Origin of the sequence: Streptomyces sp. 4N124 (genome assembly GCF_052245395.1) — a bacterium.
Taxonomy (GTDB): Bacteria; Actinomycetota; Actinomycetes; order Streptomycetales; family Streptomycetaceae; genus Streptomyces.
The window spans coordinates 43,432-63,558 of record NZ_JBQQBS010000044.1 but is presented as its reverse complement, the minus strand read 5'-3'; the positions used below and the strand labels follow the sequence as shown (position 1 = coordinate 63,558).

Sequence of the window (20,127 nt, the reverse complement as noted above, 5' to 3'; positions counted from 1 at the left end):
ACCCTGCGGCACCGCTACAGCCCCCGCACCGCCCGTGCCACCCGCGTCCCCGCCCGCGCCCTCGGCCGGCTGTCCGCGGCCCGCCGCCGCGGATGCACCGTATTCGCCAGCAGCACCAGAAACGTATCCGTCGCCGGATCCAGCACCAGCGACGTCCCCGTGAACCCCGTATGCCCGGCCGCCCCCTCCCCCGCCAGCTCCCCCATGAACCACGGCTGATCCACCGCGAAGCCCAGCCCGGGCGGCGTCAGCAGCAGCTCCACGAAGTCGGGGCCGAGGATGCGCGCGGGACCGTACGAACCGCCCGCAAGCAGCGCCCGGCAGAACACGGCCAGATCCCGCCCCGTCGAGAACAGACCCGCATGACCGGCCACCCCGCCCAACGCCCAGGCGTTCTCGTCGTGGACGACCCCCCGCAGCATCCCCCGGTCCGCCTTGGCCCACGGCCGCCGTTGGTCCTCCGTGGCCGCCGCATCGGGGCGGAGACCGTAGCCTGTCGCCGTCATCCCCAGCGGGCGCGTGATGCCGTCGTGGATCAGGACATCGAGCGTGCGGCCCGTGATGCGTTCCAGCACCTGCTGCAGCAACAACGGATTCAGATCGGAGTAGCAGTACGTGCCGGGCACCCCGACCGGCACCTCCGCCCGCAACAGCGCCAGCCGTTCAGCCGCGTCGGCGCAGTCGTACAGCGGGAGTTCGGGCCGCAGCCCGGAGGTGTGGGTCAGCAGCTGCCGCACGGTGATGCCGTGCGCGGCGGCGGCCCCGAAGTCCGGCAGATACGCACCCACGCGCGCGTCGATGCCGAGCGTCCCCCGCTCGATCTGCTGCACGGCGGCGACGGCCGTGAACAGCTTGGTCAGGGAGGCGATGTCGAAGGGGGTGCCGGTCGTCATCGGGACCCGTTCGGACGACGGCAGCTCCACGCCCGCGTCGGCCTCCGCGTCGTAGCCCTCGTACCGTACGGCCCACCCCACCGCCTCCTCGACGGCGATGACCGGCCCGCGTCCGGCGACCACGACGGCGCCCGCCGCCCAGGGGGGTTCGCCGGTGGTGAGGTCGTTCACCTCACGGACGAGGCGGCTCAGTTCCCCGGGGTCGAGTCCGGCCCGTTCCGCTGTGCCGCTGCGCAGTCTCGGCGCGCTCAGCTCCCTGCTCCCTCCGAATCCGTACGCGTGTTCCAAGGACGGCACATTCCCACGAAGCAGGCCATTGCCACCAGTGCCGCCGCCAGTTGGACGACGGCCATCGGGACGGCGGTGTCCTCGCCGGCGACACCGACCAGCGGGGAGGCGATGGCGCCGATGAGGAAGGAGGACGTGCCGAGCAGGGCGGAGGCGGAACCGGCGGCGTGCCGGGTGCGCATGAGGGCGAGGGCCTGGGTGTTGGGCAGGGTGATGCCCATCGCGGACATCAGCACGAACAGCGCGGCGGCCACCGGCACCAGCCCCACCTCGCCGAACACGTCCAGGGACATCAGCAGCAGCGCGGTCGCGGCGGCGATGACGATCACCAGCCCGACGGCCAGCACCTTGTCGAGGTCGACCCGCCCGACCAGCACCTTCCCGTTGATCTGACCGACGGCGATCAGCCCGACGGAGTTGATCCCGAACAGCACACTGAACATCTGCGGCGAGGCCCCGTAGATCTCCTGGATCACGAACGGCGAGGCGGATATGTAGGCGAAGAGGGAGGCGAAGGCGAAGCCGCCCGCGATCATGTAGCCGGAGAAGGCACGGTCGGCGAGGAGCCGCCGCATCGAGCGCAGGGCCTCACCCACCCCGCCGTCGTGCCGTTCCTCGGACGGCAGCGTCTCCGGCAGCTTCGCCCAGACGACGCCGGCCAGCGCCACCCCCACGACCGTGAGCACGACGAACACGCCCCGCCAGTCGGTCACCTGAAGGATCTGCCCGCCGATCAGCGGCGCCACGATCGGCGCGACCCCGGAGATCAGCATGAGGGTGGAGAGGAAGCGGGCCATTTCCATGCCGTCGTACAGATCGCGTACGACCGCCCGCGCGATCACGATCCCGGCCGCGCCCGCGAGCCCCTGCGCCAGCCGGAAGGCGACCAGCGCCTCGACGGTGGGCGCCAGCGCACACAGGGCGGTGGCGACGATGTAGACCGCGAGACCGATGAGCAGCGGGCGCCGCCGCCCCCACTTGTCGCTCATCGGGCCGACGACCAGCTGCCCGAGCGCCATGCCGGCCAGACAGCCGGTGAGCGTGAGCTGCACGGTCGCGGCGGGCGCGTGCAGGGACTCGGTGACCTGCGGCAGGGCCGGGAGGTACATGTCCATGGTCAGCGGCGGCACGGCGGTCATTCCGCCGAGGATGAGGGTGACGAGCATGCCGGTGCGGCGCACAGCACGGACGGCCGATTCCGGTTTCGTTGCCGGTACGGCCGCCTGCGTCTCGTTCTGCGCCTTGTTCTGCGTCTCTTTCGCTATGGATGCCCTGGATGCCCCACGCTCGGGCATGCGCCCCTCCCTCTCCTCGCGATACGGCCCCTATGCTCTCAGTTCGAACACAGTGGCTGGGGTCACATGAACGAGGGCGGGACGGGATGACGGCGGAGAACGTGCGGTGGGGGATCCTGGCGACGGGCGGGATCGCGGCCGCGTTCACGGCGGATCTGGTGGATCTGCCGGACGCGGAGGTGGTGGCGGTGGCCTCGCGCTCCGCGGACTCGGCGAAGGCGTTCGCGGAACGGTTCGGGATTCCCCGGGCATACGGCGACTGGGCCTCCCTCGCCGCCGACGAGGACATCGATGTCGTCTACGTCGCCACCCCGCACGCGGCACACCGGGCCGCCGCCGGTCTGTGCCTGGAGGCCGGGCGGAACGTGCTGTGCGAGAAGGCGTTCACCCTGAACGTGCGCGAGGCCGAGGAACTGGTCGCGCTGGCGCGGACGCGCGGGAGCTTCCTGATGGAGGCCATGTGGATGTACTGCAATCCCGTGATCCGGCGGCTGAAGGCCCTCGTCGACGACGGCGGTATCGGCGAAGTACGCACCGTGCAGGCCGACTTCGGCCTGGCGGGCCCCTTCCCGCCCTCGCACCGTCTCCGCGACCCCGCACAGGGCGGCGGCGCGCTGCTCGACCTCGGGGTGTACCCGGTGTCGTTCGCGCAGCTGCTGCTCGGGGAGCCGTCGGACATCGCGGCGCGAGCAGTGCTCTCGGACGAGGGCGTCGATCTCCAGACGGGTGCACTGCTCTCGTGGGAGAGCGGCGCTCTCGCTTCGGTGCACTGCTCTGTCGTGGGCGGTACGTCCGTCTCCGCGTCGGTCACCGGCTCGCAGGGCCGCATCGACATCCCGTACGGCTTCTTCCACGCCGACCGCTTCGTCCTGCACCGCGACGGCCGCGAACCGGAGGTGTTCGCCCACGACACGGCCGCCGACCCGCACAACAGCCTCAAGTACGAGGCCCGCGAGGTGATGCGGGCCCTGCGGGCCGGCGAGACCGAGTCCTCACTCGTCCCGCTCGACGGCACCCTCGCCGTGATGCGGACGCTCGACGCGATACGGGACCGCATCGGCGTCCGCTACCCCGGCGAAGCCGACCGGGAAGCCGTACCGGCCGTCACACCGGCTTGAGCCCCGGCGCCCCCGCCTCCGTCACGAAGGACGCGGCGGTCGTCACCGGCGCGCCCGGCGTCGTCGCATAGGCCAGGGTCTTGAAGTCGGCCCGCGCCGACTCCCTGCCCAGCGCGACCGTCGCATAGCCGCGCTGCCCGTTGTAGAACTTCATGTGCGGGTTGGCGGCCATGTAGGTGGCCCAATTGGCAGGCTTCTCGGAGCCGTTGCCGCCGCTGGCGATCGAGGTGGCGACGATCTCCGTGCCCACGGTCGGGGAGTCGGGGTCGGCGAAGTCCCGCTTGATGTCGAAGCCGTAGCCCACGTGGACGTCGCCGGTGAGGACCATGAGGTTCTCGATGCCGGCCGCCTCCGCACCCGCGAGAACGCGCTCGCGGGAGGCCGGGTAACCGTCCCAGGAGTCCATGGAGACCGGGGAGGGCGGCGTCGTGGTGTTGTGCCGACGGGAGAAGGTGACCTGCTGCGGGACCACGTTCCACAGCGCGCGCGAACGATGCCAGCCGTCGATCAGCCATTTCTCCTGCGCGTCGCCGGTCAGCGTGCGCGCCGGGTCCTCGGACTCGGGCCCGGGCAGCTGCCAGCCGTCGCCGTACGCCTGGTTGGAGCGGTACTGCCGGGTGTCGAGCACATCGAACTGGGCCAGCCGGCCCCAGTGCAGACGCCGGTAGAGCTGGAGGTCGGGGCCGTCGGGCAGTTGGGGGCGGCGCAGCGGCATGTTCTCCCAGTAGGCCCGGTAGGCGGCGGCCCGGCGGATCAGGAACTCCTCCGGCGGGACGCTGTTCTCCGGGATGTCGTCGGCGTAGTTGTTCTCGGTCTCGTGGTCGTCCCAGGTGACGATGAACGGGTGTGCCGCGTGCGCGGCGGCGAGGTCGGCGTCCGACTTGTACAGCGCGTACCGCAGCCGGTAGTCCTCCAGCGTCACCGTCTCGCGGTTGAGCAGGTCGGGCAGGGTGCCCGCCGGGTAGGCGCGGGCACCGCCGACGGAGCTGACCGGGTACTCGTAGAGGTAGTCGCCGAGATGGAAGACGAGATCCACGTCGTCCTCGGCGAGATGCCGGTAGGCGGTGAAGTAGGCCTGGTCGTAGCGCTGGCAGGAGACCACGCCGAAGGTCAGGGCAGAGACCTTGCTGCCGAGGCCGGGAGCGGTGCGGGTGCGGCCGGTCGGACTGACCCAACGGCCCACCCGGAAGCGGTAGTAGTAGACACGGCCCTCGTCCAGGCCGTCGACCGCGACATGCACGGTGTGATGGAACTCGGGGTGCGCGGTCACCGCACCACGTCTGGCGATCCGGCGGAAGTTCTCGTCACGCGCCACCTCCCACTGGACGGTGACACGCGCGGCAGGCAGACCGCTGTCCGGCTGCAACGGGGCAGGCGCCAGCCGGGTCCACAGAAGTACGGACCCGGGCTGCGGGTCGCCGGAGGCGACGCCGAGCGTGAACGGGTCGTCGGCGATCTGCGCCGCATCGAGCTCAGCGGCACTCGCGACGCCCCCGGCGGGCAGGTTCACCGCGAAGGCGAGCGCGGCAGCCGCGCCGGTGACGGTCAGAAAACGGCGACGGCCCAAGTGGCGGGCGACCGCACGGAGTTCGGGGGTGTGCTGGGACTGACGAGCTGCGGGTGTCATCTGGTCCTCCCCTGGCAATGGGATGCAGGAGAATTGGAGTGACCCAGGACGACCCCCGTTTGGCACGTACACAACACCCAGATGGCGGTCAGATGAGACTCCAGTTCCGCAACGCCCCAAAGGGGCGCGGGGAACTGCGCGACCAGCCACGACGAACCCGCAGACAAGCGACGACCAATCGCGGCACTCACGGCGGAGCACTTACGCTGCGGCCCCATGAATGCCATGCAAACCAACAGGCAGACGGACGAAGGCGCACGGATCGCCGTGGTCACCGGCGCCGGCTCCGGCATCGGCCGCGCCGTCGCCGTAGAACTGCTGCACGCGGGCTGGTCCGTGGCCCTGACCGGCCGGCACCCCGAGACCCTGGAGGCGACAGCGGCACTGGCTCCCGACGGCGCCGCCATCGCCGTACGGACGGATGTGTCACAACCGGAAGACGTCACCGCACTGTTCACGGCGACCACAGACCGGTTCGGCCGGGTGGACCTGCTGTTCAACAACGCGGGAACGTTCGGCCCCGGCGGGGTACCCGTGGAGGAGCTGCCGTACGACGCCTGGCGGCACGTCGTGGACACGAACCTCAACGGAGCGTTCCTGTGCGCGCAGGCGGCGTACCGGCAGATGAAGGTGCAGGACCCGCAGGGCGGACGGATCATCAACAACGGGTCGATCTCCGCCCATACGCCCCGCCCGCACTCCGTCGCCTACACGGCGACCAAGCACGCGCTGACCGGCCTGACGAAGTCACTGTCGCTGGACGGGCGGCCGTACAACATCGCGGTCGGGCAGATCGACATCGGCAACGCGGCGACGGACATGACGGCCCGGATGCAGACGGGGGCGCTGCAGGCGAACGGCGAGGTCGCACCGGAGCCGGTGATGGATGTGGCCGATGTGGCGCGCACCGTGCGGCACATGGCGGAGCTGCCGCTGGAGGCGAATGTGCAGTTCGCGACGGTGCTGGCGACGGCGATGCCGTACGTCGGACGTGGCTGAGCACACCACCCGAGCGCACCCCTAGCGCACAGGCTTCACAACTTGCACAACCGGAATGTGAAACTCCGCTGCATTGCAGCCGGTGGGAGGCTTATGCTCAACACCTCTCCACAAGAGCTTCACAGCCGGAGTGCTCAGCTCCCGTAAGCCACAGCGAGGGGGGAGATGGCAGCCGTTCCACCGCACCGGGTGGGGGTGGCCTCGCGCGGGACCGCGAGGCACGAGCCGGTCCGTGGAACGGCTGCCATAAACGTCCCTCTGTGCGTGCCCCGCTCACCGCCCCAGGACGGACTCGATCTCGGCCAACTGGGCGGCGCTGAGCGGCCCTTGGGCGAGTGCGCCGGCGTTCTGCTCGGCCTGGGCGACCGTGCGGAACCCCGGGATCGGCACGGTGCGCGGGCTGCGCGCCCAGATCCAGGCGAGGGAGCCCTGGGCGAGCGTACGGCCGCCGCTGGTGAGGATGTCCTTGAGCGCGTCGACCCGCTGGACCCACTCCGGGTCCGCGCCCGCACCCTGCGAGAAGCCGGGCAGCCAGGCGGGCGGAGCGCTGCGGATGTCCCCGGCCTCAAGTGCCTGCCCGGCGGCCCGCTTCCCGGTCAGCAACCCCATCGCCAGGGGACTCCGGTTGATGCTGGCGAGCCCCAACTCCTCGCACAGGGCAAGCATTTCGGGTGCGTCCTGAAGAATGTTGAGCCGATGCTGCACGGCGGCACAGTGCGCGCCCTCCGCGAAGACGGCGGCGCGGGCGGGGTCGTCGGTGCTCCAGGCGTACGACCGTATGAGCCCCTCGCGTACGAACGCCTCGCACGTCTCCCGGAGTTCAGCGGCCTTGTCGGGGTCGGCGTCGGAGAGGTGCAGCTGGTAGAGGTCGACGTAGTCGGTGTCGAGGCGGCGCAGTGAGGCGGTCAGGGAACGGCGGGCGTAGGCCGGGGAGTCGTCGCTGCCGGTGAGGGTGCGGGTCTCCTCGTCGAAGATGTTGCCCCACTTGGTGGCGAGGACCACGTCGGCGCGGCGCTTGCCGAGCGCACGGCCGAGGACGCGCTCGCTGTGTCCGGCGCCGTAGGTGTCGGCGGTGTCGAAGAAGGTGACGCCGAGGTCGAGTGCGCGCCGGACGGCCCGTACGGACTCCTCGTCGTCGACCGTGCCCCAGCCGAGCGGCTGCCCGTCCGGGTCCTGCCACTCACCGCCGATGGCCCAGCAGCCGAAGCCGAGGGCGCTGACCTCGATGCCGGTGCGGCCGAGGGTCCTGGTGTGCGAGATCGTCTCCATGACCCGGGACGCTATGGGTTGGAGCGCACTCTAGGGCAAGGGCTTTCTGAGCGGAACTTCGACGCAGTATCAGGGTCCGTTCACGCCTGGCCGGTCTCGAACCGCCGGATCTTGCCGCTGTCGTCGACGTCGAACCGCCACTGGGTGCGCATCTCGCCCCAGGTGTCGTTGCTGTAGCGGGCGACGAGGGCACGGCCGCCGTCGGACTCGCGGTCGACCTCCATGTGGCCGTGGGAGTCGAAGATCTCCCGGTTGATCCACTCGTCGAGGTCACGGTCGGAGCCGTCGTCCGCCATCGTCGCGTCCGGGGTGAGAAGCGCGAGGAAGGCGTCGCGGTCGTGCGCGTTGACGGCACTGACGAAGTCCCGGACGGCCGGGTCGCTGAGGTTCTTGGGCTGAATCGTCATGACTGCCAGACAAACACCGCTCCCGGGACCGCGCCACCCGAACGGCGGTCCAGGGAGGCTGGGTGGGTGTCATCGGTGGGACGGTGGAAACCCGTGGGGGACGTGGAGAGCCACGGGGGCCACATGGAAGACCCACGGGGAACTGTGGGGGGGAACTGTTTCTACCGTCTGCTCCGGGAGTCACCGTGACCTGTTACGACCGACGAGATCTGGGCCTGCTGCTGCTCCGGCTGGGCACCGGCGGAGTGCTGGCCGCGCATGGCGCGCAGAAGCTGTTCGGCTGGTTCGGCGGACACGGGATCGAGGGGACCGGCCACTTCATGGAGTCCGTCGGCTACCGGCCCGGCAAGGCGAGCGCCACGGCGGCGGGGCTGGCTGAGTGGGGCGGCGGCACGCTGCTGGCGCTGGGTCTGGCGACCCCGGCGGCGGGTGCGGCGGCGGCCGGCGGGATGGCGGGCGCGGCCACGGTGCACATGCCGAACGGCTTCTTCAACCAGGAGGGCGGCTACGAGTACGCCGCGACCCTGGGCCTGGCGGCGACCGGCCTCGCGGTGGCGGGCCCCGGCCGCCTCTCCCTCGACCACGCGCTCGGGCACGTCTTCGACCGCGGCTGGATGGTTCCGGCGGCGCTCGGCGCGACGGCGGCGGTGACGGCGGTGGTGGTGGGGATGCGGAACAAGAGGCTGGACGAGGCGAAGAAGGAGGAGGAGGCGGAACAGTTCGGGGAGCAGGATGCCCTGTTCGGGGAGTAGGAGGGTCTACTCACGGAACAGCCATGGCATGCCGTGCCAAGCTGCCCGCATGACTGATCAGTGCGCCTCCACCGAGGCCTCCGCCGAGACCTTCGCCGACCTCTGGACCGATATCGACGCCCTGTGGACCTGGCTGGACGAGAACCGGGCGCACGGCGACCAGGAGGGCCTGCTGCTGCGCATGCTCAAGCTGTCGGAGGAGGTCGGCGAGGTGGCCCAGGCGGTGATCGGCGCGACCGGCCAGAACCCGCGCAAGGGGACGACCCACACCTGGGACGACGTCCAGTCGGAACTGTGCGACGTGGTGATCACGGCGCTGGTGGCGCTGCGCACGCTGACTCCGGACACGCGTGAGGTGTTCACGCGACATCTGGCGAGGGTCAAGGAGCGTTCGCTGGGCGGGTCCTGAGCGCTGGCGGGGCGCGTCCCTGAGCGACCACTCGACTGAACGGCTGATCGGCGGAGACGCGCTGAACGATCAGGCAATTCGGTGTGTTTCACCATAAGAGTGGGCGAATGCAGTCCCCCGCACTCACCCCCGCCCCACCACAGCCGACAGCACGCCCGCCCCGGCGCCGTACCCCTTCAGTCCCGCTCATCACCACCTGCGCGGCCCTCCCCCTCTACGGCATCTGGGCCACCATCCTCGCGACGGGCGGCGGCGACCTGGCAGCCCAGTACGCCTGGGCGGGCTTCGCGGCAAGGCACCCCGGCACCCCGTACGCCCTGTTCTGGTACGCCGGCACGCACACCGCCAACTACAGCGTGCTGTCACCGCCGTTGATGGCGCTGCTGGGCGTCCGTACGGTGTCGGTCCTGTCCGGCGTGACAGCCACCTGGCTGCTGTCCGCACTCCTGACCCGGACGCCCGTACGATCCCCGCTGTGGCCGTCCCTGCTGGGCGCACTGGGCGTATGGGCGAACGTGGCCTCGGGCCGTACGACCTTCGCGCTCGGGTTGGCGTTCGGCCTGGCGGCGCTGCTCGCAGTCGTGGACAGGGCACACCTGAAGGTGACAGCGGTCGCCGCGTCGCTGGCCACCCTCGCGAGCCCGGTGGCGGGCCTGTTCCTCCTGGTGGCGGCTGCGGGATACGGACTGAACCGGCGGTACGCGAAAGCGCTCGCGCTGGCCCTCCCCCCGGTTCTTCTGGTGGCGTCGACGACCCTGTTGTTCCCCTTCGAGGGCGAACAGCCCATGTCCGCGCTCCGGTTGGCGTTACCGCTGCTGATGTCGACCGTCGTGGCATGGGCGGCGCCGCGAGAGTGGCGTGTGGTGCGGGCGGGCGCCGCGGTCTACGCGATCGGGGCCGTCCTGACATGGCTGATCCCGTCACCGGTCGGCATGAACGTGGAGCGCCTGGCCATGCACTTCGCCCCCGCCGTACTGCTGGCGGCGCTGCTCCACACGAGCTGCCGCCGCACCCTCGCCCTGTCCATCGCGTTGGCCGTCTCCGTCCACTGGTGCGTCCTGCCGACGGCGCTCGACCTGCGCGTCACGACCCCCGTACCCGCCTGGTCCAGACACACCACCGGAGTCCGCACCGAACTCACCCGCCTGGGCGCGACCCGGGCCAGGATCGAGATCCCCCCGGCCCGCGACCACCGCGAGGCCACCCTCTTCGCCCCCCACATCCAGCAGATGCGCGGCTGGAACCGCCAACTGGACGTGGAGAGAGGCGGGTTGTTCTACGACGACCACCTCGACGCGTCCCGCTACCGGGCCTGGCTGCACCACTGGGCGATCACCTACGTCGTCCTCCCCCGCGCCACCCCCGAGCCCCACTCCGTCGCCGAGTCGACCCTGATCCCCCGGGCGAGCAAGTGGCTACGCCCGGTCTGGCACGACGCCGACTGGCAGATCTACCGCGTTACCGACCCGACCCCGCTGGCCTCTTCCCCGGCTCGGGTGCTGCGCGCGGACGAGGCGGTCGTAAGCCTGAAGCTGCCGCGCCCGGCGACGATCACCGTGCGGGTCGCGTACTCGCCGTGGCTGCGGGCGGAGGGGGCGTGCGTGCGGGAACGGGAGGGGTGGACGGAGCTGACCGCTGCGGAGGCCGGGGTGTACCGCTTGACGTCGAGCTATGCGGGTTTGCTGGAGGGCCAACCGGCGTGCGGACGGACGTAATTACGCACGACCTCGCGCAATCGCACGCTGCATGAGCTGCCGCAGTTCGGCCCGCGCCAAGTCCTCGAACGTACGCAGCTTGACGTGCCGATGCACTTCCCCCGCCCCTCCATCAGCCCTGCCGGATCGGGCAGGCTCGCGCCCCCGGCGATGCCGAGCGTGATTCTCACGCCCGAGGTCGGCGACGGGGGCGTCCCGGGCGGCGAGGACTCGTTCGACGTCAGCGTTCTCCACGCCGCCACGGTGACATGCCACGGTCCCCGCCGCACCGCCTCAGCGACGACGCAGAGCCTTGCGCTGCACGGACTCCAGCGGCCCGTGCGAGAACCGCCGCAGCCAGAGAGTCGACCCGACGACGAGCAGGACACAGACAGAGCCCCACAGACCCATCACCCACCAGGGCCCACTGTCCGCAAAGCGCTCGGCAAGCCCGAGGCCGAGCCCGTAGCAGGCGAGCATGCACAGCAGGTTCTGGAGGACATAGCAGGACAGGGCCGTACGCCCGACGGAGGACAGCCCGCGGGTGACGAATGCCGGGACCCACCCACGGTCGAGAAGTACACCGATCAGCCCCATATACCCGACGGCGACCACCGGAGCGGCGACATACCGCCCGAGAAAGAAGAACTCCTCGCCACCCAGCCACAAGGCCCCATTGAACGGAAGCCCCAGCCCCAGCCCCCAGACCGCCATCCGAGACCGCAGCCGCCGCCCGCTGTCGCTCGGCGCGAACGCACCAGCGCGATGCAGCCGAACACCGAGCAGGAAGAGAAAGACCAGGAGCCCGAAGGAGATGACCGGCTCCATGCGCAAGGCGAGCGCATTCTCGAGCCGGAAGGAGATCTGATCGGCCCAACTGCCGTGCGCGTACACGTCGACGGCCTTACTGGACACGCCACCCTCGGAGTCTTCTGCGGGCGAGGCCAGCAGGGCGAGGGTGATCAGCGCCATGAGCGCCACATGCAGGCTCACGGACGCCCACATGACCACCCGCCGTACTCGATCGGAACGCGCCAGCAACCGGGCGACCAGCAATGCGGTAAGGGCGTACCCCATCAGCACGTCGAACCCGAAGACCAGCACGAAGTGCAGGGTGCCTTCGGCGAACAGGAACAACGCACGGGGCCGATATCCGCGCGGCCACGGAGTGCCCCGGCGGGCGGCGGAGTCGTACTGGATGGCCAGCCCGACCCCGAACAGAATCGTCAGCAGCGACAGAAACTTCCCGTCCGCGAGAAACCGGAAGAGCGCCTCGGCGGGCTCGTCAGCCGGATCCGGCATGGGCACGCCCTGCAAGAACGCCCACTCCGAGCCGGGCGCCGCGAAAATCCACACGTTCGTCATGAGCGTGCCGAGGATCGCGGCGCCGCGGAGCACGTCGAGCAGTGGCAGCCGGGCCGGTGCGGAGGAAAGGGAGGCGGACGCGACGTCCTTGGACGCGCGGAGGCTGTTGGGCATACCTCCAGGTTCTCGGCGCTTCGGGGGGCGATCGTCGTGCGGCCGGAGGAAACCGTCGTACATCCTTCGATGCAGCCGGCCGGGAACGGCGCTCTCGCGAAAGGGCGGCCGTCAGTCCTGGCGGCGAACCTACCGGCGCACCTTGAACCTCAGGTGCAGCACCCGGTCGCCCTGGATGACCACGTGGGGATCTTCGAGCAGGTGCTGCCCATCGATGCTGCCGAAGTAGCGTTTGCCCGACCCGAACACCACCGGCACCACATCCATCGCCACCTCGTCCACGAGTCCGGCCGCGAGGATCTGGCCGCCGACTTCGCCTGCGCTCACCGCGACGACGCGCTCCCCGGCGAGTTCCTGGGCCTTGTCGATCGCGGCCGTCACGCCATCGAAGAAGTGGTACGACGCCTCGGGGTGCCAGCCCGCGGGCTTGGGCCGGTGGGACACCACGACCACGTGGTCGCCGGCGGGCTGGTTGCCTTCCCACCCGTTCATCAGGTCGAAGAAGTGGCGGCCCATCACGATCGTGCCGATCGACTCCCACATCGGCCGGACGTACTCCGCCGACGCACGTGAGACCTTGAAGCTGCTTCCAGCTCCGGAATGGTCATACTCCTGGTCGCCGCTCTCGGTGATCGGGGTGTCCCCGCTGAAGTACCAATCGTGCAGTGGCCCGACGTCGTCGTTCACGTCGGCGATGAAGCCGTCCACCGACACCACGTTGTGCATGATCACTGCGCCCACGGGTTCTCCTCGGGTCTCCTTGCTCGCTCGCCCCCGATCCTGTCGCCCCGGGAGGTGACTGGGCATGTAAAAAATCAATCAGCCGGCATCGGACCGGCATCCGGCGGGAACCCCGGCTCGGCGGGGAATCGGCGCCGCAGTGCGAGGTATTCGGTCGGGGCGTGGCCGGTGAAGTCCTTGAACTCCCTGCTGAAGTGGGCCCGGTCGAAGTAGCCCGCCGCATGAGCGAGCTCCGACCAGTCGACCGGACGCAGGGCGTCCACGGACAGGATCAGCCGGGCAAACCGGTAGATCCGCGCCACCCGCTTCGGCGTGACTCCGACATGAGCCTTGAACTGCGTGGCCAGGTGATTGCCGCTCACCCCGGCGGCCTCGGTCAGCGCACCGACCGGTACCGCACCGTAGGACGCCTCCAAACGCCGGCCCGTGTGCAGGACCAGGTCGAGACCACGCGACGGCGCCTCGGCAAGCCGCGACCGCAGCTCCTCCTCCACTACCCGCAGCGTCTCGGTGGCCGATGCGAGGTCCCCGACCTGATTACGAATCCGGTCCACAGACCGTTGCCATACGGCGTCGACCGGCACCCATCGGTCCCGCAGCTCACTCGCCGGCACATCGACGAACGGCGACATCCCCCAAGGCTTGAAGTGCACCCCGACGAGCCGCACCCACGTGGGGTACTCGACGAGGAAACGCCTGGTCCATACCCCCATGAACCACCCGTCGCTAAACACTGCCGGCGGCACCGAAGGGTCGGAGTCGCGGAGGCGGGCGGGTCCGCCCAGGTTGATGAACAGATGCGCCGACGGCATCGGCGGGACGTTCATCCGACGGTGCCGCGGCGCCCCGGTCAGGCAGTAGATGTCATCGATGAACCGGTCCAGCGGCGGGGCGGGCACCCGGCCGACGTATTCCATGGAGTCAGTGTGGCCGACGGGGGTTCAGTTCGCGAGGGAGCAAAGACGCCCCGGCCGTATGCCGCCCCGACCGCCGGTCATCAGGTCACCAACCCGTGCCGGTAGGCGTAGACGACGGCCTGGACGCGGTCGCGGAGGCCGAGCTTGGTGAGGATGCGGGAGACGAACGTCTTGACGGTCTCCCGGCTGATCATCAGGGCCGCGGCGATCTCGTTGTTGGACAGGCCGTCCGCGATCAGGCGCAGGACCTCCAGTTCGCGGGGGGTCAGCGGAATGTCCTGGGCCGGGCCGTCCTCGGCGGGACGGATACGGGCGGCGTACTTGCCCACCAGCTGACGTGTCACCTCGGGGTCCAGCAGGGCGGCGCCCACGGCCACGGTGCGGATGCCGTGCAGCAGCCGGTCCGGCGGCGCGTCCTTGAGCAGGAACCCGCTGGCCCCGGCGCGCAGGGCCTCGTAGACGTACTCGTCGAGGTTGAACGTCGTCACCACGAGCACCTTGGCGGGGTGCGGCACCCCGGACCCGGCCAGCAGCCGGGTGGCCCCGATGCCGTCGAGTCCCGGCATACGGATGTCCATCACGACGACGTCCGGACGCAGCCGGCCGACGAGGTCGACGGCGGCCTGTCCGTCGCCGCACTCGCCGGCCACCTCCATGTCGGGCTGGGCGTCGATGATCGTCACCAGCCCCGTGCGGATCAGCAGTTGGTCGTCGCAGACCACGACCCGGATCGGCGCAGTCACGACGGGCCCTTGGCGGGGATGCGCGCCCGTACCACGAACCCGCCGCCCGTGCGCCGGCCGGCGCTGAACTCGCCACCCAGGACGTCGACCCGCTCCCGCAGCCCGGCCAGGCCGCGTCCGCTGCCGCCGGGGGATGTCGCCCGCGAGCCGGATGCCTCCGTAGTGACTTCCACGGTTATCTCCTTGTCGCCGTGGCGCACCATAACCGAAGTGCTAATGCCGTGGGCGTACTTGAGGGCGTTCGTCAGGGCCTCCTGCACCACCCGGTAGGCCACCAGGTGGGCGCTGCCGGTGGACTCCGGCGGGGTGCCCTCCTCGGTGAACTCCACCGGCTGGCCCGCCCTGCGCGTCTGTTCCACCAGGGTGCCGAGGTTGCCGACATGCTGGGTCCTGCCCTCGGTCGGCTGCGGGCTGTGGTCGGGGTTGAGCAGGTCGAGCAGGTGCCGCAGGTCGCCGATGGCCTGCCGGCCGGTTTCCGAGACGGCGGTCAGGGCTTGTTCGAGGCGCTCGGGAGCGGAGGTCAGATAGCGGGCCGCCTCGGTCTGCACGACCATCGCCGTCACATGGTGGGTCACCACGTCGTGCAACTCGCGGGCGATACGAGTGCGTTCGGCGGTGCGGGTCTCCTCGGCGACGCGGCGCCGGCGTTCGGCTTCCGCGATGCGGGCGGCGCGCAGCCACGCCCCCATGCCCCAGACCAGGGCCGTCGCCACGTAGAACATCACGAACCCGCTCGTCGACTCGCCCGAGCCGAGCCGGGAGAGGGCGACGGCCAGCGGTACGTACGCCACGGAGAGGACGAGGATGGTGGCGCGGCGGTGCTGTTCCACCCGGGACCCGGCGCCCAGCAGCGCGAGGGCCAGCGCCGTACCGGCCAGCGAGTGGTAGCCGAGCAGTTGGTCCAGGGCGAAGCCCACCGACACCAGTGCCACACTGGCCACCGGCCATCGGCGGCACATCATCAGCGGGAGGCTCTCCAGGACGATGACCACCACGGCCAACGTGTCGTAGGGCCGGTTCGGGACGCCGCCGAGCTGTGTGCCGTGGCTCTGCAGCGAGGGGAGGAACGACGCGGCCAGCAGCAGCGGGCCGAGGACGAGGTACCAGGCCGTCACGTCGAACTGGAGCCACTGGCCCGGGGTCCGGCGGAGCCGGATGCGGGGGAAGGCTCTCCGGAGGGCGATCACCGGACGAGCCTAGTGGTGGCGTCGTTCCGGTCGGTGTGTCGGCGGGGCACCACGTGGCCACGCCGGTGGGCCAGCCACATGAACGCGATCGTCACAAGCACGCCGAACAGGATCGCGTACACACTGCCCTCCGGCCCGAAGTCGCCGCCGGTGAGCAGTTCCGGGCCCGACATCGAGGAGTTCAGCAGGCCCTGCGGTGTGTCGTTGCCGGAGACCTCGGTGCTGTAGATGCCGGACGCGGCGAAGTTCCAGCCGAAGTGCACGCCGATCGGCACCCACAGCCTGCGGGTGGCGACGTACGCGGCCGTGAGCATGCCGCCGGCCTCGATCGCGATGGCGAAGGCGCCCCAGAGGCTCGCGTGCGGGTTGAACAGGTGCGACGCGCCGAAGAGCAGGCCAGTGAGGATCAGCGCGATCCACGTGCCGGTGCGTTCCTCGACGATGCGGAACAGCACACCCCGGTAGAGGACTTCCTCCGTCACGGCGGCGGCGGCCATGAAGCCGAACAGTCCCACCGCGCCCGTCGGCGATCCAAGGCCGTCGACCTCGTACTGCCCCGAGGAGAAGAGGTTCACGACGACGGCCGAGAACATCGCGGCACCGATCAGCAGACCCCGGCCGACCGCGGGGGCGGCGCCCTCCAGTCCGACTTCCGTGGACGGGCGGTGCTCGGTCCGTCGCACCACCCAGCCGTAGACGAATATCGCGAGTACGGCGGCCAGGCTGCCGACGACGAGTTGAAGCCACGGATTTCCGTCCACTGCGGCGAGGCCCTGACCGCCTGCGATGGAAATTGCCACGACGGCCAGAAGCTGCCAGATGAACCTCATGAGAACCCCTCTGAGTTCCTTTGAATTCCTTTGAATTCCTTCGGAAAAAGCCCGTCGGCGTGCGCGCCGAGGCCAGGACAAACGCTAGGGATTTCGTGGTCCGGGATCGTCACCACGCAGAGCGCACTTGGGCGTGGCTCCCGTGGGGGACAGCGCCGGCTGGTGGTTGTTCCCGGCGGCCCGTGCGGCCTATACGGCCTATGGGCCTATGCGGCCTGTGCGGCCTGTGCGGTGACGCGCTGGATGGCCTTGACGGCGATGTCGGGGCGGTCGACGTGGATGTAGTGGCCGGTTCCCGCGGCGGTGCTGAGCGTGCTGCGGGAGGACAGCGCGCGCCACTGCTGCTGGCCCTTGGACCACATCTCCTCCAGCGCGGGCCCGTACTCGGGGACCTCGGCGTACTGGGACTCGTGCTTGATGATCTGCACCGGGATCTTCCCGGCGGAGCGGACCTTCGTGTCGGCGATGATGAACTGCTCCGGGTTCTGGCCCTCGTTGACCGCCATGGTCTGGTCGCGCAGTTCGGCCGCCATGCCGGTGGCCGACTCGGGGATCGTCTTCGAGAGGCCTGCGGTCAGGGCGGGGATGGTGGCGTCCATGAGCACCAGTCCCTTGATCCGGTCCGGGTGGTCGGGGGCGTACCGGGCGGCGATGTACCCGCCCAGCGAGTGACCGGCCAGGACGACGGAGCGGTCACCGGCGAGGCGGTCGAGGACGACGGTGAGGATCTTGGCGCTGTCGTCGATGGTCTGCGTGCCGTTCGGCTTGTCGCTCTTGCCCTCGCCGAGCCGGTCGTAGGAACAGACCCGGGACTTCTCCCCCAGTGTCTTCTGCAGGCCGGCCATGGTGTCCAGTCCGTCGCCGCCGCCGGCCATCAGCATCACGAGAGGCTTGTCCCCCATCGCGTCGCCCGAGCAGGAGACGTTCACGAAGTGCTTTCCGACCCGGATCTTCTTGGTGCCGGAGAACTGGTCCCCGTCCCCGAGGTTCTTCTCCGCGGTCTCTTCGGTGACCTTGCCGGTGGCCTTCTCCGCGGTCTCCTCGGTGACCTTGCCGGCGGTCTTCTCAGCGGTCTTCTCAGAGGTCGACACGGGTCCGTCGCAGGCGATGAGCGCGGCGCCGGCCACGACGGAGGAGAGTGCTGTGATGGCGGTTGCCTTGATCCTGCGGTTCATCTGTTGCCTCCATAAAGCGGTGCACATTTCGAATGCGGCGTGCATTTCAAAGGGATGTCTATTTCAGGGCTCTGCGGCCACGACCAGAACGCTATGGAAAGCGAGGCGTGAAATCGTCACTCCCTGGCGCGCACTTGCGTGTGGCTCATCAGGGGGACAACAGGCAGGGCTTCGGGCGCAGTCGCACGCGCCACGTGGAGCTGACGGACGAGTTCATCGCCGACCGCACACCCCGACCGTGGCCCTGCGACAGTTCCTCGCACACCTCGTCGAGCGCCGCGCACCGCACTAGGGCTACGGCGACCTCAACATCCATCCCCTGTGGTCGCTCATGCAGATCCGACCCAACCTGCTGCGATCGGGCGCGGCAGCCTGGGCAACTGCTCGACCGGCTCCCCGTGATGTCGGATAGCCGTGAGCTCTCGTTGAGCAGGCGAGCATCCGGTACACGATCCGCCTCGCCGAGGCGTGAGAGGTGCCGCACGGTGTCCGAGGACTGACCGCGGTTGCCGGTTTCCTGTATGAGGCGGGGACGCTGAAGAACACCGCCCGCACCGGATGGTGGATGGCAGGCGTGCAGCACCCCGAGTCGGTCGTCGAGCACTCATGGCGCACCGCTCTCATCGCGACGATCATCGCGAAGCTGGAGGGCGCCGACCCCGCCCGGGCCGTGTTCCTCGCCGTCTGGCACGACTCCCAAGAGACCCGCACCGGCGACGTCAACCACCTCGGCAAGAAGTACACCGGCGGAGAGGCCGCCCCTCGCGACATCACCGCCGACCAAGTCGCTGGCATGCCCGAACTCCTGGCCGAAGCTGTGCGTGACCTTGTCGCCGAGTACGAGGCCAAGGAGTCGCCGGAAGCGATCTGCGCGCGGGACGCGGACAAGTTGGAGTGCATGATCCAGGGCATCGAGTACCGGGATCAGGGTTACGCCAATGCTCAGCGGTGGATCGACAACAGCCGGGGGCGGATTGTCACCAATGCGGGGCAGGCGCTGGCTGACGCGGTGCTGGAGACGGGGTCGTTGGACTGGCTGCGCGCTGCGCTCGGCGAAGGGAAGAGCTGAGTTCAGACCAACCGGCGGATCACAGAACAGCGGGCCACGACTTGCGCACGACCTTGGGCTGGCCCAGCCGACCATTCAATCAGCGGCACCAGTCAGGGCTTGTAGTCGGAATGTGGGGTGGCGATGTCCCAGAGCAGGTCGCGCAGGCTGATGCACTGGGCCACGGTGTCGGGATCCTCAATGAGTTCCGACCCCAATACCCGGCCTTCGGCATCGAAGTGGCCGACCGCGAGAAGACGATCGTCGTACAGCCACCAGTCGTTGCCTCCGGCAGGGAAGGTGATGCCCTCGGGTCACCGGTGTCGCGGCAGCCAGCGGATGTCCTCGCCGGCCTCGACGTTGAGGCGGGTCAATGAGTGCTCCCACCCGACGTATTGGGAGTGCGGCTCCGCAACCACCCGGACGCGTCGGACCGTCTTGCCTTCGCCCGTGACGCGCTTCATGAGCGTCATCCAAGGCTTGAGCCAGGCGTAGTTGTCCGGCTCGCCCCTCTGCCACCGCGCGTAGGGAGTGTCTTCGACGGGAGACCCGTAGTCGTCCCTCAGCTCCAGGTGGAAAGCGTCTCGTTCAAAGCTGTTGAACAGCTCGTCGCGCTGGGCCGGGGTGATCAGGTCCACTGTTTTCCTCCAGTTCCGTCACGCTGCTTCAGTCCCCCGTGGCGCATCGCTTACGTCAACGTGTGGGACAAGCAACCCCGCAGCCCAAGCTATTGCCTGGACCAGGTGCTCGGGCAGAAGACCGATGCATGGGTCGGGCTGGAGGAGTCGCGTCGTCAGGCCGTGAGCCGTGCGCTCGGCGGCCCATGCGTAGTCGAGGCTGGTGAAGTCGTCGTCGATCCAGATTGCTGGTGCGTCGCCGAGCCAGGTGCCGACGTGGTCGCGCTTCCACAGGTAGCCGTTGGGGTGGCTGGTGGTGATCTGCGCATGCGGGAGGTCGACGTATGGCAGCGTCGGGAGGCCGAGGAGCGGGCCGATAAGAGTGGTGGCGTCTTGGCGCCAGCTGGTGCACCAGACGGGCACGACCAGGCGGGTCTCGATCACATGCATGAGCAACGGACCGTGCGCAGGGTTGATCCAGATCGTGACCGGGTCGTCGCTGCTCCTGCCAGTAGGCACAACGTCGTGGCGGGTGTGGGTCGCCGGGCCGGCCCCCTCCGCGTCCGGGAAGGGTATGAGGACGCCGTCGACATCGAGGAGTAGATAGGGCAGGCGCATCTGTTTCTCCCATGTGAGCCG

19 protein-coding genes and 1 pseudogene are annotated in these 20,127 nt (G+C 69.6%); 6 read left to right on the top strand and 14 right to left on the bottom strand.

Annotation, left to right across the window (positions count from 1 at the left end; genetic code table 11):
- Nucleotides 1-14 precede the first annotated feature (14 nt).
- Nucleotides 15-1,190: a serine hydrolase domain-containing protein gene (locus ACTWQO_RS34150; protein ID WP_443241246.1), complete on the bottom strand. Its 1,176-nt coding sequence runs from the start codon at nucleotides 1,188-1,190 to the stop codon at nucleotides 15-17.
- A complete protein-coding gene (locus tag ACTWQO_RS34145) occupies nucleotides 1,142-2,476 on the bottom strand; it encodes a multidrug effflux MFS transporter (protein WP_443241245.1) in 1,335 nt (444 codons plus the stop codon). The genes ACTWQO_RS34150 and ACTWQO_RS34145 overlap by 49 nt, the downstream gene beginning before the upstream one ends.
- A gap of 86 nt (nucleotides 2,477-2,562) precedes the next feature.
- On the opposite strand from ACTWQO_RS34145, the gene ACTWQO_RS34140 reads away from it, so the two are divergent.
- A complete protein-coding gene (locus ACTWQO_RS34140; protein ID WP_443241244.1) occupies nucleotides 2,563-3,594 on the top strand; it encodes a Gfo/Idh/MocA family protein in 1,032 nt (343 codons plus the stop codon).
- Here ACTWQO_RS34140 and ACTWQO_RS34135 read toward each other — a convergent pair.
- Nucleotides 3,581-5,221 carry an alkaline phosphatase D family protein gene (locus ACTWQO_RS34135; protein ID WP_443241243.1) on the bottom strand — a complete coding sequence of 547 codons (1,641 nt, stop codon included), beginning with the start codon at nucleotides 5,219-5,221 and terminating at the stop codon, nucleotides 3,581-3,583. The genes ACTWQO_RS34140 and ACTWQO_RS34135 overlap by 14 nt on opposite strands.
- Before the next feature lie 216 nt (nucleotides 5,222-5,437).
- On the opposite strand from ACTWQO_RS34135, the gene ACTWQO_RS34130 reads away from it, so the two are divergent.
- Nucleotides 5,438-6,220: an SDR family oxidoreductase gene (locus ACTWQO_RS34130; protein ID WP_443241242.1), complete on the top strand. Its 783-nt coding sequence runs from the start codon at nucleotides 5,438-5,440 to the stop codon at nucleotides 6,218-6,220.
- A 273-nt stretch (nucleotides 6,221-6,493) separates the two neighbouring features.
- On the opposite strand, the gene ACTWQO_RS34125 is transcribed toward ACTWQO_RS34130, so the two are convergent.
- Together ACTWQO_RS34125 and ACTWQO_RS34120 are read right to left on the bottom strand one after the other, a co-directional pair.
- Nucleotides 6,494-7,489, bottom strand: a complete 996-nt coding sequence (locus tag ACTWQO_RS34125) for an aldo/keto reductase (protein ID WP_443241241.1) — start codon at nucleotides 7,487-7,489, stop codon at nucleotides 6,494-6,496.
- 80 nt (nucleotides 7,490-7,569) lie between these two features.
- Nucleotides 7,570-7,896 (bottom strand): nuclear transport factor 2 family protein, encoded by a 327-nt coding sequence (locus ACTWQO_RS34120; RefSeq protein WP_443241240.1) that lies wholly within the window; start codon nucleotides 7,894-7,896, stop codon nucleotides 7,570-7,572.
- Nucleotides 7,897-8,081: 185 nt separating this feature from the next.
- On the opposite strand from ACTWQO_RS34120, the gene ACTWQO_RS34115 reads away from it, so the two are divergent.
- The 3 genes from ACTWQO_RS34115 to ACTWQO_RS34105 all read left to right on the top strand — a co-directional run bounded on the left by ACTWQO_RS34115 (nucleotide 8,082) and on the right by ACTWQO_RS34105 (nucleotide 10,772).
- On the top strand, nucleotides 8,082-8,648 hold the full coding sequence (locus ACTWQO_RS34115) for a DoxX family protein (RefSeq protein WP_443241239.1): 567 nt from the start codon (nucleotides 8,082-8,084) through the stop codon (nucleotides 8,646-8,648).
- 49 nt (nucleotides 8,649-8,697) lie between these two features.
- Entirely contained in the window at nucleotides 8,698-9,057 is a 360-nt protein-coding gene (locus ACTWQO_RS34110) for a MazG-like family protein (protein ID WP_443241238.1), read from the top strand.
- A 107-nt stretch (nucleotides 9,058-9,164) separates the two neighbouring features.
- The gene (locus ACTWQO_RS34105; protein ID WP_443241237.1) at nucleotides 9,165-10,772 is read left to right on the top strand and encodes a hypothetical protein; all 1,608 of its coding nucleotides are present in this window, start codon (nucleotides 9,165-9,167) and stop codon (nucleotides 10,770-10,772) included.
- 273 nt (nucleotides 10,773-11,045) lie between these two features.
- On the opposite strand, the gene ACTWQO_RS34100 is transcribed toward ACTWQO_RS34105, so the two are convergent.
- The 7 genes from ACTWQO_RS34100 to ACTWQO_RS34070 all read right to left on the bottom strand — a co-directional run bounded on the left by ACTWQO_RS34100 (nucleotide 11,046) and on the right by ACTWQO_RS34070 (nucleotide 17,823).
- Nucleotides 11,046-12,230, bottom strand: coding sequence for a DUF418 domain-containing protein (locus ACTWQO_RS34100; RefSeq protein WP_443241236.1), 1,185 nt, complete (start codon nucleotides 12,228-12,230; stop codon nucleotides 11,046-11,048).
- Nucleotides 12,231-12,359: 129 nt separating this feature from the next.
- Complete coding sequence (locus ACTWQO_RS34095; protein ID WP_443241235.1) at nucleotides 12,360-12,971, bottom strand: dihydrofolate reductase family protein; 612 nt, start codon at nucleotides 12,969-12,971, stop codon at nucleotides 12,360-12,362.
- Nucleotides 12,972-13,045: 74 nt separating this feature from the next.
- Nucleotides 13,046-13,888: a helix-turn-helix domain-containing protein gene (locus ACTWQO_RS34090; RefSeq protein WP_443241234.1), complete on the bottom strand. Its 843-nt coding sequence runs from the start codon at nucleotides 13,886-13,888 to the stop codon at nucleotides 13,046-13,048.
- An 80-nt stretch (nucleotides 13,889-13,968) separates the two neighbouring features.
- Nucleotides 13,969-14,631, bottom strand: a complete 663-nt coding sequence (locus ACTWQO_RS34085) for a response regulator (protein ID WP_443241233.1) — start codon at nucleotides 14,629-14,631, stop codon at nucleotides 13,969-13,971.
- Nucleotides 14,628-15,815: a sensor histidine kinase gene (locus ACTWQO_RS34080; RefSeq protein ID WP_443241274.1), complete on the bottom strand. Its 1,188-nt coding sequence runs from the start codon at nucleotides 15,813-15,815 to the stop codon at nucleotides 14,628-14,630. The genes ACTWQO_RS34085 and ACTWQO_RS34080 overlap by 4 nt, the downstream gene beginning before the upstream one ends.
- Complete coding sequence (locus ACTWQO_RS34075; RefSeq protein ID WP_443241232.1) at nucleotides 15,815-16,648, bottom strand: lysostaphin resistance A-like protein; 834 nt, start codon at nucleotides 16,646-16,648, stop codon at nucleotides 15,815-15,817. Before ACTWQO_RS34075 ends, ACTWQO_RS34080 begins: the two co-directional genes overlap by 1 nt.
- Before the next feature lie 206 nt (nucleotides 16,649-16,854).
- Nucleotides 16,855-17,823 carry an alpha/beta fold hydrolase gene (locus tag ACTWQO_RS34070; protein WP_443241231.1) on the bottom strand — a complete coding sequence of 323 codons (969 nt, stop codon included), beginning with the start codon at nucleotides 17,821-17,823 and terminating at the stop codon, nucleotides 16,855-16,857.
- 475 nt (nucleotides 17,824-18,298) lie between these two features.
- On the opposite strand from ACTWQO_RS34070, the gene ACTWQO_RS34065 reads away from it, so the two are divergent.
- A complete protein-coding gene (locus ACTWQO_RS34065) occupies nucleotides 18,299-18,892 on the top strand; it encodes an HD domain-containing protein (protein ID WP_443241230.1) in 594 nt (197 codons plus the stop codon).
- 92 nt (nucleotides 18,893-18,984) lie between these two features.
- Here the strand turns inward: ACTWQO_RS34065 and ACTWQO_RS34060 are convergent.
- Together ACTWQO_RS34060 and ACTWQO_RS34055 are read right to left on the bottom strand one after the other, a co-directional pair.
- Nucleotides 18,985-19,509, bottom strand: a pseudogene (locus ACTWQO_RS34060) (DUF6879 family protein).
- Nucleotides 19,510-19,527: 18 nt separating this feature from the next.
- Nucleotides 19,528-20,106: an HAD domain-containing protein gene (locus ACTWQO_RS34055; RefSeq protein WP_443241229.1), complete on the bottom strand. Its 579-nt coding sequence runs from the start codon at nucleotides 20,104-20,106 to the stop codon at nucleotides 19,528-19,530.
- Nucleotides 20,107-20,127 lie beyond the last annotated feature (21 nt).